General features: G+C 60.6%; 16 protein-coding genes and 2 pseudogenes. 9 read left to right on the top strand and 9 right to left on the bottom strand.

Features of this window, described 5'->3' with window-relative positions; translation table 11 throughout:
- Nucleotides 1-7: 7 nt before the first annotated feature.
- From EL217_RS01495 to EL217_RS01505, 3 genes are all read left to right on the top strand, one after another.
- On the top strand, nt 8-1,639 hold the full coding sequence (locus EL217_RS01495) for a cytochrome c biogenesis protein ResB (protein ID WP_126318197.1): 1,632 nt from the start codon (nt 8-10) through the stop codon (nt 1,637-1,639).
- Nucleotides 1,640-1,721: 82 nt separating this feature from the next.
- Nucleotides 1,722-2,828 carry a c-type cytochrome biogenesis protein CcsB gene (gene ccsB / locus EL217_RS01500; protein ID WP_126318199.1) on the top strand — a complete coding sequence of 369 codons (1,107 nt, stop codon included), beginning with the start codon at nt 1,722-1,724 and terminating at the stop codon, nt 2,826-2,828.
- On the top strand, nt 2,829-3,086 hold the full coding sequence (locus EL217_RS01505) for a helix-turn-helix domain-containing protein (RefSeq protein WP_023016668.1): 258 nt from the start codon (nt 2,829-2,831) through the stop codon (nt 3,084-3,086). It begins immediately after the preceding gene.
- Here the strand turns inward: EL217_RS01505 and EL217_RS01510 are convergent.
- The gene (locus EL217_RS01510) at nt 3,083-3,358 is read right to left on the bottom strand and encodes a hypothetical protein (protein ID WP_126318201.1); all 276 of its coding nucleotides are present in this window, start codon (nt 3,356-3,358) and stop codon (nt 3,083-3,085) included. The genes EL217_RS01505 and EL217_RS01510 overlap by 4 nt on opposite strands.
- Before the next feature lie 38 nt (nt 3,359-3,396).
- Here EL217_RS01510 and EL217_RS01515 point away from each other — a divergent pair, with 38 nt between their 5' ends.
- A complete protein-coding gene (locus EL217_RS01515; RefSeq protein ID WP_023016670.1) occupies nt 3,397-3,720 on the top strand; it encodes a DUF4229 domain-containing protein in 324 nt (107 codons plus the stop codon).
- A 7-nt stretch (nt 3,721-3,727) separates the two neighbouring features.
- On the opposite strand, the gene EL217_RS01520 is transcribed toward EL217_RS01515, so the two are convergent.
- The 6 genes and pseudogenes from EL217_RS01520 to dcuC all read right to left on the bottom strand — a co-directional run bounded on the left by EL217_RS01520 (nt 3,728) and on the right by dcuC (nt 9,277).
- Complete coding sequence (locus EL217_RS01520) at nt 3,728-4,633, bottom strand: 1,4-dihydroxy-2-naphthoate polyprenyltransferase (protein ID WP_126318204.1); 906 nt, start codon at nt 4,631-4,633, stop codon at nt 3,728-3,730.
- 80 nt (nt 4,634-4,713) lie between these two features.
- The gene (gene menE, locus EL217_RS01525; RefSeq protein WP_126318205.1) at nt 4,714-5,850 is read right to left on the bottom strand and encodes an o-succinylbenzoate--CoA ligase; all 1,137 of its coding nucleotides are present in this window, start codon (nt 5,848-5,850) and stop codon (nt 4,714-4,716) included.
- Between the two features lie 66 nt (nt 5,851-5,916).
- A complete protein-coding gene (locus EL217_RS11205; RefSeq protein ID WP_023028231.1) occupies nt 5,917-6,057 on the bottom strand; it encodes a hypothetical protein in 141 nt (46 codons plus the stop codon).
- A gap of 15 nt (nt 6,058-6,072) precedes the next feature.
- On the bottom strand, nt 6,073-7,041 hold the full coding sequence (locus tag EL217_RS01530) for a 1,4-dihydroxy-2-naphthoyl-CoA synthase (RefSeq protein WP_126318207.1): 969 nt from the start codon (nt 7,039-7,041) through the stop codon (nt 6,073-6,075).
- Nucleotides 7,042-7,343: 302 nt separating this feature from the next.
- Entirely contained in the window at nt 7,344-7,805 is a 462-nt protein-coding gene (locus EL217_RS01535; RefSeq protein ID WP_126318209.1) for a DIP1984 family protein, read from the bottom strand.
- 72 nt (nt 7,806-7,877) lie between these two features.
- A pseudogene (gene dcuC / locus EL217_RS11455) lies at nt 7,878-9,277 on the bottom strand (C4-dicarboxylate transporter DcuC).
- Between the two features lie 77 nt (nt 9,278-9,354).
- Here dcuC and EL217_RS01545 point away from each other — a divergent pair.
- Entirely contained in the window at nt 9,355-10,365 is a 1,011-nt protein-coding gene (locus EL217_RS01545) for an o-succinylbenzoate synthase (protein WP_126318211.1), read from the top strand.
- Nucleotides 10,366-11,044: 679 nt separating this feature from the next.
- Here the strand turns inward: EL217_RS01545 and EL217_RS01550 are convergent.
- Both EL217_RS01550 and EL217_RS01555 read right to left on the bottom strand, forming a co-directional pair.
- Nucleotides 11,045-11,260 (bottom strand): transposase, encoded by a 216-nt coding sequence (locus tag EL217_RS01550; protein WP_126318213.1) that lies wholly within the window; start codon nt 11,258-11,260, stop codon nt 11,045-11,047.
- A 294-nt stretch (nt 11,261-11,554) separates the two neighbouring features.
- Complete coding sequence (locus tag EL217_RS01555) at nt 11,555-12,100, bottom strand: OsmC family protein (protein ID WP_005276776.1); 546 nt, start codon at nt 12,098-12,100, stop codon at nt 11,555-11,557.
- A gap of 227 nt (nt 12,101-12,327) precedes the next feature.
- Between EL217_RS01555 and EL217_RS01560 the strand changes: the two genes are divergently transcribed.
- The 4 genes and pseudogenes from EL217_RS01560 to EL217_RS01575 form a co-directional block, all read left to right on the top strand.
- A complete protein-coding gene (locus EL217_RS01560) occupies nt 12,328-13,497 on the top strand; it encodes an ABC transporter substrate-binding protein (protein ID WP_126318215.1) in 1,170 nt (389 codons plus the stop codon).
- Nucleotides 13,498-13,511: 14 nt separating this feature from the next.
- Entirely contained in the window at nt 13,512-14,402 is an 891-nt protein-coding gene (locus tag EL217_RS01565) for an ABC transporter permease (RefSeq protein ID WP_232018346.1), read from the top strand.
- The gene (locus EL217_RS01570) at nt 14,395-15,159 is read left to right on the top strand and encodes an ABC transporter ATP-binding protein (RefSeq protein ID WP_005276779.1); all 765 of its coding nucleotides are present in this window, start codon (nt 14,395-14,397) and stop codon (nt 15,157-15,159) included. The genes EL217_RS01565 and EL217_RS01570 overlap by 8 nt, the downstream gene beginning before the upstream one ends.
- Before the next feature lie 23 nt (nt 15,160-15,182).
- Nucleotides 15,183-15,722, top strand: a pseudogene (locus EL217_RS01575) (IS6 family transposase); the annotation flags it as partial.
- Between the last annotated feature and the right edge of the window lie 89 nt (nt 15,723-15,811).

Raw genomic sequence — 15,811 nt, forward strand, 5'->3', positions numbered from 1 at the left:
GAGAAACGTGAAATATATCCGCAAAGCCTGGCGCTGGCTTACCAGCATGCGCACTGCGCTGGCCCTGCTTTTCTTGCTGGCGCTCGCCGCCATCCCCGGCTCCCTCTTGCCGCAGCGCGACCTGAACGAGCAGAACGTGCAGGAGTTCATCGAATCCAATGGCACCGTAGCGGAAATCTACGATAAGCTGCAGCTTTTTGATGTCTTTTCCTCCATCTGGTTCCAAGCCATCTTCCTGCTGTTGGCGGTCTCGCTCATCGGCTGCATCATTCCGCGCTCCATCGATCACTACAAGGCGTGGCGCACGCAGCCCACGCGCGCGCCGAAGTACCTGCACCGCCTGCCGCTGAGCGCCGAGGGGCATTCGGAAAAGAGCGAGGAAGAACTCAGCGCGGAGATCCACAAGCGCCTGAAAAGGTGGCGCGTGGCCGAGTACAGCCCGGATAAGGACCGCGCCGGGGTGCACGCCTTTTCCGCCGAGCGCGGTTACAGCCGCGAGCTGGCCAACCTCATCTTCCACGTCGCGTTGGTGGCGATCCTGGTCACCGTGGCCGCCGGCCGCCTGGTCAACTATGAGGGCCAGGTCATCGTGGTTACGGAGTCCGGCTCGCAGGGCGGCAATACCTCCCTGGAGCAGTCCACGGAGTTTTGTAATACCTCCACCTCAAACTTTGACTCCTTCCGGGCAGGGCCGCTTTTCGATGGCACCGGGCTCCACCCCTTCTGCATGACCGCGCACGACTTCACCGCGAAGTACCTGCCCAATGGTCAGGCGGAGATGTTTACCTCCAACGTCTCTTACGCGGAGGGCGACGATATTTATAAGGACCCTTCCGAATGGAAGGACTATGAGCTCAAGGTCAACCACCCGCTGCGCCTAGCGCAAAACCGCGTCTACCTGCAGGGCCACGGCTATGCACCAACAGTGACGGTGGAGTGGCCGGATGGGGAAAAGCGCACGCAGACCATCCAATTCCAGCCCACTGACACGACCTTCTTCCTGTCATCCGGCGTGCTGCGCTTTGACCCGCCGGCGGGCATGTACCCGGATCTTTTTGAGCGCCGCCAAAACCAGCTGGCCATCCAGGGTCTCTTCGCCCCAACGGCCGAGTGGAGCGGTGAGAACGGCAAGCTTTTGCAATCCTCCCACCCGGGCCTGAACGATCCGGCGCTGGCGGTTGATATCTACCGCGGCGATGCTGGCCTCGATACCGGTACGCCGCAGTCGCTCTTCTCGCTGGACACAAGCCTCGTGCACTCGGGGCAACTGCAGAAGATCGACCGTGTGAACCTGAGTCAGGGCGATGACGTCACGCTTGATGATGGCACCAAGATCACCTTTGACGGCGCTAATGAGTTTGCCAATTACCAGGTCTCCTATGACCCATTCCAGAAGTGGGTGTTGGCATCCGCGCTGGTTATGTTGGTATCCCTCGTGGCCTCGTTGATGATTAAGCGCCGCCGCGTCTATATTCGCCTGCGGCCGGATTCCGCCGGCGGCACCACCATCGAGATGGGTGGTCTCGCCCGCACCGACCGCGCCGGCTGGTCTGAGGAATTCCACGAGCTGCACCGCGCGCTCTTGGAGCTTCCGGATCCAGATGAGGTGGAAGAAGACAAACTCTATACTGATGATTAATCCAACTATAGTTGGATCCCGCTGTGTGCATGAGTAAGGTATTCAGCATTATCCCGCACGTGTGAAGGCTAGGTGGACTCCCTTGCAGATCGATCAGAATCTGTCGAACTTCTCGGATCTCGCGGTGCAGACTGCATTCGTGGTGTACTGCGTCGCGCTATTTATGTCGCTGTTGTACTACGGCCGCATTCGCAGCCTCATCGAGGCGCGCCGCGCGGGCCGCTCGGAGGCGTCCAAGGTATTGGTCGGCGCTGGAGCCGAGGCTGGAGCCGCTGCCGGGACCGCCACCGGGGCTGGCACCGGCGCAGACGCTGGTACCGCCTCTGACGCTGCAACCGGTACGGACGCAGCAGCTGCCAGCACCGATTACGAGGCTGAGGCCGCCTCCGCGGCCGCAACCTCGAGCGAGGACAAAGTCGCGGAGAAGGAACGCAAGCTGGATAAGCTCGGCGGGATGACCACCTCGCTGATGTGGGTGGGCATTGCTTTGCACGCCGCGGCCATCGTGCTGCGCGGGCTGGCCACGGGCCGTTTCCCATTTGGCAACCTCTACGAATACGTGTTGATGGTGTGCTTCGGCGTGCTGCTGGTGGGCAATATCGCCATGCAGCGCAAGGAGTGGCGCACGGTCTGGCCGTGGATCCTTACCCCGGTGCTGGCCCTGATGTTTTACGGTTCCACCAAGCTCTATGCGGATTCCGCACCGGTGGTGCCGGCGCTGCAATCGCACTGGCTGCCCATCCACGTCACGGTGGTGTCCTTGGGCGCGTCCATCGGCATCGTTTCCGGCATTGCCTCGCTATTGAGCCTATTGCGCCTGTGGCAGCCAAAGGACGCCGAACGCGGCTTCTTTGGCGCGCTGGCTTATCCGCTGCCGTCCGCGGCCAAGATTGACCGCCTGGCGTATCGCTTGGGCGTTATCACCCTGCCCACCTTGGGCCTGGGCATCATCTTGGGCGCCATCTGGGCCGAATCCGCATGGGGCCGCCCCTGGGGTTGGGACCCGAAGGAAACCGTGTCCTTTGCCACCTGGATTCTTTATGCGGCCTACCTGCACGCGCGTGCGACCCCGGCTTTCCGCAAGGCCGCGCCGTGGATTAACATCTTGGCTACGGCCGTGATGATCTTCAACCTCTTCTTCATCAATATGGTGGTCTCCGGCCTGCACTCCTATGCGGGGCTGAACTAAATGGCCACCAACCATAGCCCGCGCAATAAGCAGGGAAAGCCCGCCGGCGATAACGAGCTCATCCTGGGCTTGGGAGCGCAGATTGCGCAGCGGCGGCGGGAGTTGGGCATCGTCCAGCAGCAGCTTGCCGATGCCGCCCAAGTCTCCCGCTCCACCCTCCACACCATCGAACACGGTGGGGCAGGCGTGCGGTGGGAAAAGGTTACCGCTGTGGCAGAAGCGCTGGGACTTGAGATGCGGTTCGTGCCAAAGGATTAATCCTGGTTGTCGTCCTGGCCCTTTGAACCACCTTTGCCGTCGGCATCGCGAGTGCGGCGCTGGCGGCGTTTTTCTTCCTCGGCCTCCTGCTTGCGGCGCTGCTTGAAGCGCTCCTTTTCCAGGTTCCACAGGAATTCCTCGTCATCATCGGGGCCCTTGATGGAACGCGGTTGTTCTTCAACCTGGCGGGACTTCCAGGATGATGGCCCAAAGGCCTTCCACACCAGGTAGGCGGCGAGGACAAAAAGTAGTAGGAGGATTAGTCGACCCATGCAGATTATTCTACCTGTACGGCGTACAATCGACCCCCATGACGCACAACCCTGAGCCACCAAAACCGGACCCCGAACTGCGCCGTCGCTCCCGCAAGGCGCTATGGAAATACGGGCTCGCGCGCGTGGTGCTTTTTATCGCGCTCACCGCGGTCATCGAGCTGCTGGCGGTAGCGATTAAGTTCCCCATTCCCGTCCTCGTGGCAGCGCTCTTGGCGCTCTTTGTGGCCCTGCCGCTATCGATGCTGATTTTTAAAAATTGGCGCATCGAGGCTACGCAGACGTTGGCGGAATACTCCGCGCAGCGCAAGGCGCATAAGCAGTGGGTGCAGGCCGAATTGGAAGGCCGCGCGGAAGCCTAGCCCTGGACTAGACGAGGGCGACGGCGATGGCCTCGATCACTGCCCAGATGAGCATGGCGCGCCCGGTCAGCCCCAGCACGGGGATGAGCTCGGCTCCGGTGGCGCCGCGATTGACGGTGCGCACCGCGCGGAGTGCAAACGGGAAGTAGACCAGACCAGCGAGCGCGAGCCAGCTGCCGAAGGCAACCGCGATGGTGAGCACGAAGGGCAAGAGTAGCAGGCCGGTAAACAGCAGGCGGGCGTTCTTATTGCCTAGCCGCACCGCGAGGGTGATCTTGCCGGCCTCGGCATCGGAGGGGATATCGCGGATATTATTGACCAGGTTCACCCCGGAGCTCATGGCGCCGATGCCGATGGCCAGGGCCAGGCCCGTCCAGGAAATGCGGCCGGCTTGGGTAAATTCGGTGCCGAGCACGGCGACGAGGCCGAAGAATATAAAGACGGCGACCTCGCCCAGGCCGCGGTAGCCGTAGGGGTTCTTGCCGCCGGTATAAAACCACGCGCCGGCGATGCACAGCGCACCGATGAGGATGAGCCACCAGGCACCAGCGGCCAGCGACAGGATGATTCCGGCTAAGCTTGCGACGGCAAAGCACCCGAACGCGGCGTATTTCACGTGGCGCGGCTGTGCAAGTCCGCTGCCGGTCAGCCGCTGCGGGCCGGTGCGGTCATCATCGGTACCGCGGATGCCATCGGAATAGTCGTTGGCATAGTTCACGCCGATGATAAGCGCCCACGCCACGATGAGCGCGAGCATCGCGCGGCCGATATGCCCGCCGCTAATGCCGAAGGCCGCGCCCGTACCTGCGACAACGGGTGCGAAGGCGTTGGCCCACGTATGCGGGCGAGCGCCATTGATCCAATCCTGTGCGGTAGCGGAATAATTACCGGCTGATGAAGTCATAGCCACCATTGTGCCACTGGGCTAGCAGCGTTCAGCAATCAGTAAGCCGGGGCCGGGGCTGGAGCCGAGGCCGGGGCCCGCGGTGGAGGTTAGGCGCTAAAGAGGGCGGCAACGGCCTGGCGGTCAACCTTGCCAGGGCCGGTGGTGGGAAAGTCCGCGAGGCGCTTTAAGTCCTTAGGCAGCTGCCAGCGGGGGAGTTCGGCGTCTTCGAGGGCCTCGAAGATATCGCCAAGCTCGGCATCACCGGTATAGGCGGCCACGATGGCCTGGCCCAGCCGCGGGTGCGGGATGCCGACGACGCACGCCTCGGCAACACCGGGCACCCGAAGGATCTCGCGTTCCAAGACCTCTGGGTGCAGCTTCAGCCCGCCGGAGTCGATGACATTATCGAGGCGCCCGGTGACGGTGAGGATGCCGTCTTTGATGACGCCGGCATCGGAAGTGGCAAACCACCCGTTTGCAGGAAACGCCTCGTGGCTCGGGGCATTGCGGTAGCCCCGCGCGATGGTGGGCCCGCCGAGCAAGATGCGGCCGTCCTGGACGCGGGCGGTCGTTCCAGGCAGGGGGCGGCCATCGTAGACGCAGCCGCCGGCGGTCTCGGAGGAACCGTAGGTGGTGGTGATAGTGATGCCGTGCTCCGTGGCTGCGGCGTGCAGGCGTGGGTGGATGGCGGCACCGCCCACCAAGATGGCATCGAAACTCTGGAGCGCATCGATGCCCTCCTGCGAGTCCATGGCCTTGGCCAGCTGCAGCGGGGTGAGCGCAGTGTAGGTGCGGTCGCCAGTGCGGGAAAGCTCCGCGGCGGCGCGGGCGAAGGCAGAGATATTAAAGCCCGCGCTGAGATCGAGGCAGAGCGGATCCACCCCGGCCACAAGGGATCGGACGAGGACTTGGATGCCGGCGATATGGTGGGTGGGCATCGCCAAGAGCCATTGCCCAGGGCCGCCGAGGACCTGGTGGGTGGCATCGGCGCTGGCCACCAGGTTGGCCGGCGTTAATTGCGCACCCTTTGGGGTGCCGGTGGACCCGGAGGTGGAGACCACGAGCGCGATGTCCTCGGCGATGGGTTCACCGGCGCGTTGGGAATTGCGCAGGAGGGTGGCGCGGGTGGCATCGGCAAGCGGCAGCGGCAAAAAGCAGGACCTACCGGCAATGGCGGATTCGAGGTCCGGCAGGATGGCCGCGGGATCGTGCGGGTCGACGGGCAAGGGGGCGAGGATAGTCACGGCACTAGATCTTAAGGCCACAGCGGGACAAACCCCGGTTGCGGCCGGGGTGAGTCGATGCAGGAATCAGCGGTACGTGTCCTCCTGATCAAAGGGCCGCTCGTTATTGGCCTCGGCCTCTTTAATGCGGCGCAGCATCCACACGCGGGAGCCGAGAACGCCCGCGACGGCGAGGACCGCGAGCAGGATACAGAATGCGATGAGCACGGTGCGGGGCACTCCTTAGTAGTAGTAAGGGAACTCGTCCCAGTTGGGCTCGCGCTTGTCCAAGAAGGACTGCTTGCCCTCGACGGCCTCATCGGTCATATAGGCCAGGCGGGTGGCCTCGCCGGCGAAGACCTGCTGGCCCATCAGGCCATCATCGGTGAGGTTGAACGCGAATTTCAGCATGCGCTGGGCGGTGGGGGATTTCATGTTGATTTCCTGGCCCATGCGGATGGCGGCGTCCTCGAGCTCGCCGTGGTCCGCGACCTCATTGACCGCGCCCATCTCATACATGCGCTGGGCATCGTAAGTGCGGCCCAGAAAGAAGATCTCGCGGGCGAATTTCTGGCCCACCATCTTGGCCAGGTAGGCCGAGCCATAGCCCGCATCGAAGGATCCGACGTCCGCGTCCGTCTGCTTAAAGCGTGCCTCCTGGCGGGAGGCCACGGTCATGTCGCAGACCACGTGCAGCGAGTGCCCGCCACCGGCGGCCCACCCATTGACCACGGCGATAACCACCTTGGGCATGGTGCGGATAAGGCGCTGGACCTCTAGGATGTGCAGGCGGCCGCCTTCAACCTTGGCGCGGGCCTCATCGACGCTGGATTCATCCGCCGTGGCATCATCGTGGGCATGCTCGGTGGCGTAACGGTATCCGGAACGTCCGCGAATGCGCTGGTCGCCGCCGGAACAAAACGCCCAGCCGCCATCTTTTTGCGATGGCCCATTGCCGGTAAGCAAGATCGTGCCCACATCCGGGGTGCGGCGGGCGTGATCCAAGGTCCGATACAGCTCATCCACGGTGTGCGGCCGGAAGGCATTGCGCACCTCCGGCCTGTCGATGGCGATGCGCACGATGCCATTCTTCCGCCCGTCTGCCGCCAGACGGTGGTAGGTGACGTCCGTGAGATTCCCAAAGCCCTCAACCGGGCGCCACAATTCCTCACGGAACGGATTATCGGTGCTGTATTTCTTCTGCTCGCTCATAGCGCCCAGCATAGTGGGCGCGAAAAAGTTTAGTCCCCATTCCCAACCCTCACCTCTACGCACTGCCCAGTATGCTGGTAATAATCGATACTCAATAACTGCGAGGGGTTACCCCGCAATGTACCCGTGTACCCTATGCCGGCGCGGTCATCAATACGGTGGGAAGACTCGAACTTCCTCAACCCTTTAACGCCAAAGGGTGCCTAGATGTCCTCGAATTTCCCCTCGAAGGCGGGGGCATACTCGCTGCATGTGCGAAAAGGCTACCGCCACGCGCGCGGCGTGGCATGACTAAAGCTTCGCTATGGAGTTATCAGTTCCGTATTCCAGTTCAACTGCTGGATCCGGGTATCAAGCTCCCGGTATTGTTTGGACAGGTCATCGACCCGCTTGCGCAGCTCTGCTACCGGCAGCGTGGCCACGAACTTAATCTCCGCGCGGGAGTAGCGGTCCTGGCGCGCGCCCGCGGCTTGGGCGAGGTCGTGGTAGATGCGGCGGGTGCGCACGAGGCCATCGCGAAGCGCCAGCGCCTGCATCAAGTTTTTCTCGCCATCAAAATCGGTGGCCACGTTCGTGGCATTGATGGCCTGCACGAGCTTATCGATGCGCCCAGTAATGCCCTCCAACTCGCGCAAAAGCTCGGCCGGATCCTCGTCCGGGGTATCGCCCTCCTGCACGCGGACTACGGAGAGCAGGCGCTCGCGCAGCTCATTGAGCCGGTCCTGCGCCTGGGCGCGCTCCGCTAATGCCTCTGCCAGTAACATGGTTCCTCCTTCAGGGGGTAGGTAGGAACCAACCTAGCCGGGGTGGGGGCTGGGGTCAATGGTTTTCTTGGGTTACCCGATAAACATGAAGGCAAAGAGCGTGTTGAGCACCGTAGCGACGATCATCGGAACGGCAGTGCGCTTGACCAGCCGGATGGGGTTGACGTTAATGGCCCCAGACACGATGAGTACCGCAGCGTTGACCGGCGAAACCTGGCGCATGAGGTTTGAGGTTCCCCAGATGGCAGTGAGCATCTGTGGAGCATGGATCGAGGTCTGCGCAGCCAAGTCAGGTACCGCCTCCGCGAAGGCAAAGTAGGGTGCGGTGCCGGAACCGGTGAGCGCGGCCATGGCCGCCGTGGCGGCGACGAAGATCAGCACGAGCGTGATGGCGGCACCCGAAGAATCCTGTGCCACGTTGATAAGCATGTCGATGACGCCCATCTGCGTGATGCCTTCTACCAAGACGGCGGCCGCCACTAGGAGCGCGACGACGCCAGCCGCGCCTTCGCCCATTCCTTTGAAGAAGGTAGCGGTGGAATCGATGGCGCCGGTAACCGTGCGCTTGCGGATGGATTCGATGAGCATCGCAATAAATAGTGACGTCACGGTAACTGGCAGGATTCCCGCCTCGAAGGAAAGAACGCCAAGCTGGTTCAGGATGGCTGATAGAACGATGAGCAAGAGCGGCAGCAACGGCAGAACTGCGTAATAGCCGGGGAGGGAAGAAGCACGCGCAATGGATTCTTCGGTATCTGCCAAGGACGCATTCTCACCATCTGCAAACCCTGCGGTATCTGCTTCTTTTTATCGCAGCGGCATTGCCACCACATGTGTACAAAGGCGGTTATCACCAAGGTTGGTATGGCCGCATACGCGACTGAGCCGAAGACGAATTCCGTCACCGGCATATCTGTAAGCGCAGCACCTTGAATAAGTCCCGCTTCTAGGGGAGTGGGCATGATTGTGGACGACGTGACAACAATCGCAGCAACAGTCAGGGGCGTAAGCCCTGCGGCGATAAGCGCTGGAAGCAGCGTTGCGACCAACAGCAATGAAAGCGCAGAGGCGGAGGGAACCACCAGCGATAGGAGGCTACCGATGAGGAAGCCGACTGGGACCAACCAATAGGAACCTTCAAAGCGTTTGAGAGGGGAGGAGAGAATCACCACCGCCTTGGCATCGGCGCCGATGTGGTGCATGTATGACACGAAACCAAATAGGACCATGATGGCCATGCCGATGCCGGAAAAGCGCTCTTTGAAAAGGGCGTCTACCACCAAGAGCTGGTCATAGAAGGAATTGCCGGTAGCGTCGATATCGACGGTTCTAAAATCGGCGCGGCCGGTGAGCGCGGCGAGCATGAGTAGGACGATACCTACTGAGAAAATTGCCGCCGCAGCGTGGACTTTTTTGTAGATAAGGTAGACCACGGCCGCAAGCGCTGCCAGGGCTATCAAGAGGTACAGCATTGCAGAACCTTCATTCCGGTTATAACCACTTACGTATTTAATGTAGCACTCATAAATAAGATAAGTACTATGAACCTATGAAGATCGATGACGTTCTCGACCGCGCCCACGTAGTCTCCCTCCCGCTGGCCGTGAAGTTTCGCGGCATCACTACGCGGGAGGCGTTGCTCATTGATGGGCCTGCCGGTTGGGGTGAATTTGCGCCGTTCCTGGAATACGGGCCCGCGGAATCGGCCGCGTGGCTGCGCGCCGGGCTGGAGGCCGCTTACGAGGGCTTTCCTAAACCCGTCCGCGAATGGGTAGAGGTCAATGCCACCATTCCTGCCGTTCCTGCCAACGAGGTACCCGCGATTGTGGATCGCTATCCAGGCTGCCGGACGTTCAAGATCAAGGTGGCGGAGAAAGGCCAGACGTTTGCCGATGACATCGCACGCGTCCACGCCGTCCGCGAACACGTGAGTGCCCGGGGCGTTATTCCTGTGCTGCGTGTGGACGCCAATGGCGGCTGGAGTGTGGCCGAAGCGGTAGAGGCCGCCCAGGCGCTCATGCCGCTGGACTATATGGAACAGCCCTGTTCGAGCGCGGAAGAATTGGCGGAGGTGCGCAGGCAGCTCATGCGCAACGGACTTTTTGTGCGCGTGGCCGCGGATGAATCCATTCGCAAAGTTGAGGATCCGTACCGCGTGGCAGATCTGCAGGCAGCCGATGTGGCGGTGGTCAAACCCGCGCCGCTGGGCGGGGTGCGCCGCGTCCTCGACGTGGCACAGCACCTGCGCGAACGGCATATGGATATTACGGTGGCCTCGGCGCTGGATACCTCCATCGGCATCAATATGGGCTTGGCGGCGGTGGCGGCGTTGCCACAAATCTATGATGACGAGGACATCGACGTCACTCCGGCCGCAGCAGGCCTGGCCACGGGCATCCTTTTCGAAGAAGATGTCACCGCGCCACGCCAGCTACACGACGGGCACCTGCGCGCTGAGATCCTCGCCCCAGAACCGGACCGTCTGTCCGACCTAGCCGCGCCGGCCGATCGCCGCGAGTGGTGGTTCGAGCGCCTCCGGGAATCGTGGCAGCACCTGTAGTTTGCTCCTGATAGCGCAAACTACAGGTGCTTAACAGCTAATCTTGCGTTGAGAGGGTCGTTGCAACACTTTCCCTTAGGTGCATGTTGCAACGGCCCCTAGAATCCAAGGTTTATTGTTGCTGCTTGGGCTTTTTTCTGGAGACCAAATATTCAATGAACACTAGGCCAAACCAAACAATGATAACCGTTGCAATTACCTGCCACTCGATTGCAAAATAGAGTGCCATTCCTAGAAAGACTAGTGGTGGTATAAAATCGCGAGCTTTTAACGGCATTGTGATCCTCGTAGTCGTCTTGCCCTCGGAAAGTGGACACGTCGGGGTTAGCTATGCTGCTTTAGTCAGTGTAGCTGAAGTTTCGGCTTCAAAGACATCCGGCGCTACAAGATTGCACCAGGAGTGCCGTCGGCGCGTGTTGTAGCGCATGCGCCACCGGAAGACCTCCCGGAACGGCATCAAAATACATCTTTAACCTGCGAGTTTTACGGGTTTGGGCCCATTAATAAAACGAGGAACGATTAAGCTTTAAAACGTGGCACATCCGTATAAGCCGAGTATTCGGTTCGGTGGTCATAGACACACTGGAAGCAGAACTCCAGTGAGTTGCTTTAAGCAAAATATGTGGCGGCATTGCGCAGGATGTCGCGTTCTTCGCGCAGCTTAGAGACTTCTTTTCTTTCACTGGCGGATCCGTTCGGAATCATTCGCCCCTTGGGCTTTATCCTGCACGGCTTTAATGCGGGCACGTTTGCCGCTGCCGTACTTTTTGACCCAAGAATGTAGCGAGACACGGTCGATACCGAGCTGGGCTGATGCTGAGTTCAGCGAGAGGTCCTCATTGTTCTCATAGAGGGCCACGGCATCGCGTTTGAACTGTTCGGAGTACCTGGACATGGTGGTAGATCACCCTGCCCGACTGGGCTGGATATCAGGTGTCCACCAAACAGGGGGTCAGATCCCGAACTCATCCATACATGCTGGTGGGATGATGTTATTGAGATAGAAGTAGCCACGTTTGAGTGGGTCCCGTGGCGGAATTAGGTAAGGCTCCACCTGAGCCTGGGAGATCGAATCCCGGCCGAGGCGGAAACCGAATTGTGGAAGCAGACCCGCAACAGGAAATAATTGAAACCAAGGCAAATGCCTAGGAACAAAACTCGGGGCACTTCACTTTTGTCTATCTAAACCTTAGACCAACTCGTGGGTGAGGTTGGCCGGGCGGGTGTAGGTATTAACAACCGGGGACCACTTGATGGCGTCGTCCACGATCTTCTGCAGGGTTTCCTGGTCGGCGTCGCCGTCGATGTCGACCTTAACGTTGACGTCGGAAACGCCCGGGCGCTTGTCCTCGCCCAAGTCACCAACGCCCCAGGTTGGGGAGAGGTCGATGTCGCCAACGATGTCGAGCTCCAGCTTGGTCAGGGTGACGCCGCGGTGCTGAGCGATGGCCTGGATGCCAACGTTGATGCAGGCGCCAAGACCGGCCTGGGCGACTTCGGTGGGGTTGGGTGCGGAGTCATCGCCAAGCAGCGGCAAAGGCTCGCCCACCTTGATGGTGTGGTCGCGCACGGTGGTGTTATTGCGGAAGAAACCGTCAGCCTCGGTGTGGGTGCGGACGTGCTTCTTGGCACCCTCAGGGTTGTCGATGTTCTTCTGTGCTAGGTCGTTGAGCTTCTCGCCATCAATGGGCTCGAGAGCGTCGCCTTCGTTGTGGTTTGGGGTGAGATCAGACATTAAATTGCTCCTTGTATCAGATGTTTATTAACTGATGGCGCCATGGTAACGCGAAGGCAAATATAAATCTAGAACAAGGGGTCTATTTTGTAGAGAATGCCAGGTCTAGAGTGAATATAAATGTGTGCACCGCATTTGCTGACCTGTGAATTTAGAAATTGACACCGTAGTGCGCCTAGCCTAGGTTCGTTCTGAACAAACCACTTGGTCTAGTTAAGAAAGAACGCATGGTTCACGATCTGAAGCTGTCGCGACGGCAGATACTGCGCAGCGCAGTAGCAATGGGCGGAGTAGCAGTGGGCTCGCAGGTGCTCTCTGCGTGTTCCACGCCGCGGCAGGAGGACAAGGCTCAGTCCGGGACATCCGGGCGGGGCGGGGAAACCCTCACCATCGGATTCGTGCCCATCGCGTGCGCGTCCCCGCTGGTCGCCGCCGACGGGCTGGGCGCCTTTGCAAAGCAGGGCCTCAACGTTGAGCTGCGCAAATTCGCGGGATGGGCAGATCTCTGGACCGCCTATGCCACCGGCGCCTTAGACGTAGCGCACATGCTCTCGCCCATGCCGCTGGCCATCGATGCCGGTGCCACCAATGCCTCCCGGCCCACCGAGTTGGCCTTTACGCAAAACACCAATGGGCAGGCACTGACCTTGTCCACTTCCCACCTGGACACCGTGTCGCGGCCCGCGGATCTGAAGGGCATGGTCCTGGGCATACCTTTTGAATACTCCGTGCATGCCCTCTTGCTGCGCGATTACCTCGTGGCCGGCGGGGTCGATCCGGTCTCCGATGTGGAGCTGCGCCTCTTGCGCCCGGCCGATATGGTGGCGCAACTTTCGGTAGGCACCATCGACGGCTTCATTGGCCCAGAACCTTTCAACCAGCGCGCCCTGACTACCGGATCGGGCCGGGCCTTTGTGCCCACCCGCCAGATGTGGGATAACCACCCGTGCTGCTCGGTGGCCGTGGCAAAGGAAGTGGACCGGGACGTGCGCGACCGCGTGGTCGCGGCGCTGCACGAAGGCGCCCAGTACGTCGATAGCCCGCACCACGTCCACGAATCGGCCTCCATGCTGGCCAAGGAGAAGTACCTGAATCAGAAGGAAGAGCTGATCTCGCGGGCGCTGGCCGGAAACTACACCACCTGGGACGGCAAGGACATGGTGGATCCACAGATGATTAAGTTCGGCGGCAGCACCTCTGCCACCGCAATTACGTGGATGGCCGCCCAAATGGCCCGCTGGGATCTGGGCGGAAAGGCAATGCCGATGGATGATCAAGCGCTCATAGACGTCACAAAATCCGTCTTGCCGCGCGAAGCCGATCTCACCACGGACCCGGTGAAAATCAACGGCCATACCTTCGATCCCCTGCACCCCACCGCCGGATACCAGCGTTAAGGACTCTTTCCCTTATGACCACAGTAAAAAATGACAGCGCTAGCACCAGTACTAGCACTGCATACTCCACTGACAACCAAGCAGCAGCCTCCCGCCCAGGCCGCACCGCCACCGCTGGCCGCAAGAAGCGGCGGGATAGCCCGTGGAAGGCGATGGGCCTGGGCATCGCGCTTTTTATTGTTTTTATCGGCATCTGGCAGGCGGTGGCGGCTGCGGGCTGGCTTTCCGATATCGCCCCCACCCCCGCGCGTACCTGGGATAGGGCCGTAGAGATCCTTTCTGATCCCTTCTACCGGGATGGGCCGGCCTCAGTGGGTATCTTTTGGCACATGGTGGCTTCCCTGCGCCGCGTGCTCATTGGCTTTGTCATCGCCATGGCGATTGCTATTCCGCTGGGCTTTTGGCTGGGTTCTTCTGCCACCTTCCGCCGCGCAACGGATCCCTTTGTCCAAATCCTGCGCCCCGTGTCCCCGCTGGCATGGCTGCCACTAGGCCTGGCGCTGCTTCGCGATGCCGAAAATACCGCCGTCTTCGTCATTATCCTCTCTGCCTTGTGGCCGACGCTGCTCAATACCATCGAGGCGGTGCGCGGGATTCACCCCACGTATAAGAACCTGGCGTCCACGCTGGGAACGAACCGGATGCAACAGCTCCTCTATATCGTCGGCCCGGCCGCACTTCCCGGGATTATTACCGGCATGCGGCAATCGTTGTCCACCGCCTGGTTGGTCATCGTGGCCGCAGAAATGCTCGTCGGTGGGCAAGGTGTCGGCTTCTTTGTCTGGAATATGTGGAACCGCCTCGATATTGACGCCATCGTCGTGGTCATCGTCTTAATCGGTGTCATCGGGCTGGCTCTGGATTACCTCGTTGCCTCCCTGCAGAAAGTGGTGCGCTATGACTAATGCCCATATCGAATTTGCTGGTATTACCAAAAGCTACGGCCCAACGAAGATCATTGGGGAAACTTCAGTATCCATTGGGGAAGGCGAGTTCGTGTCCGTGCTGGGGCCATCGGGCTCTGGCAAATCCACCATGCTGAATATGATCGCGGGCCTGGCATTTCCCTCTACCGGCGAGGTGCGCGCGCGAGGAGAGGCCGTGACCGGCCCAGGTCCTGACCGGGGCGTGGTATTTCAAAATCACGCGCTCCTGCCCTGGATGACGGCGCGCGGGAATATCGAATTCGGGCTGCGATCGGCCCGCCCGGAGCTATCCAAGGCTGAGCGCACCCAGATTGCACAGGACTTCCTCGACGAGGTCAGTCTGGGTCATGCGGCAGATAGGCGCCCGTCGCGGTTATCTGGTGGTATGCAACAGCGCGTCGGTTTGGCGCGCGCCTTCGCCATCGGCTCGGATATCTTATTGCTCGATGAGCCCTTCGGCGCATTGGATGCGCTTACCCGCCGCCAGCTGCAGTCGCTGCTGTTGAATGTGTGGGAAGAAAACCGCCGCACGGTGGTCATGGTCACCCACGACGTGGATGAGGCAGTATTGCTCTCGGATCGCATTGTGGTCATGTCGCCGGGGCCAGAGGCCACCATCATCGAGGACATCGAAGTAGGGCTGCCCCGCCCACGCAGCGGTAGCGATGACTCCGCGGTGGTGGAGCGCAAAAATGAGCTGCGCGAACGGCTCCTTGGGCTGCTCGAAAACGGCTAGAGCGAGAGGATGTTCCTATATAGCTGGACAAGCAAACACGGTGGTACCGGCAGGTACCTGACTGGCAGGCCAGTTCCTGGAGGGTGGATGAGACCTATATCCGGGTCGGCGGCAGGTGGTGCTACCTCTATCGGGCGATCACCGCCGGTGGCCAGACCTTGGAGTTTTACCTCTCTCCGAATTGGAACGTGGCCGCAGCGAAGTGTTTCCTGGCCAAGGCCGTCAGATCCAATGCGTCAGCCGGGTATCCCAGAGTGATCAACGCCGATAAATCACCCTCCCTAGCCAGGGCAATCGCCGAGTTGAAGTCAGAGGGAATCTGCCCGCCAACAGTGGAACACCGGCAGGTGAAATACCTCAACAACATCCTGGAAGGCGACCATGGTCGGCTGAAGCGGATCCTCGGGCCGAAAGGCGCGTTTAAGAACCGGACATCTGCATATCGGACGTTGAAAGGGATGGAGGCGATGCACTCATTGCGGAAAGGGCAAGGTACGATGTTTGCCTACGGGCAACCGAACCCGGACACGGTGATCGTCAACCAGGTCTTCGAGACGGCCTAACAACGCCCACACGCAGCAGCCGTCAGGGAATGAGAAACTGAGTCTTCGCTGCTCTCCGCCCAACTTTGCAACAGCACCTATTAAGTTAA

Source organism: Corynebacterium segmentosum (genome assembly GCF_900637825.1).
GTDB classification, from domain to species: Bacteria; Actinomycetota; Actinomycetes; order Mycobacteriales; family Mycobacteriaceae; genus Corynebacterium; species Corynebacterium accolens.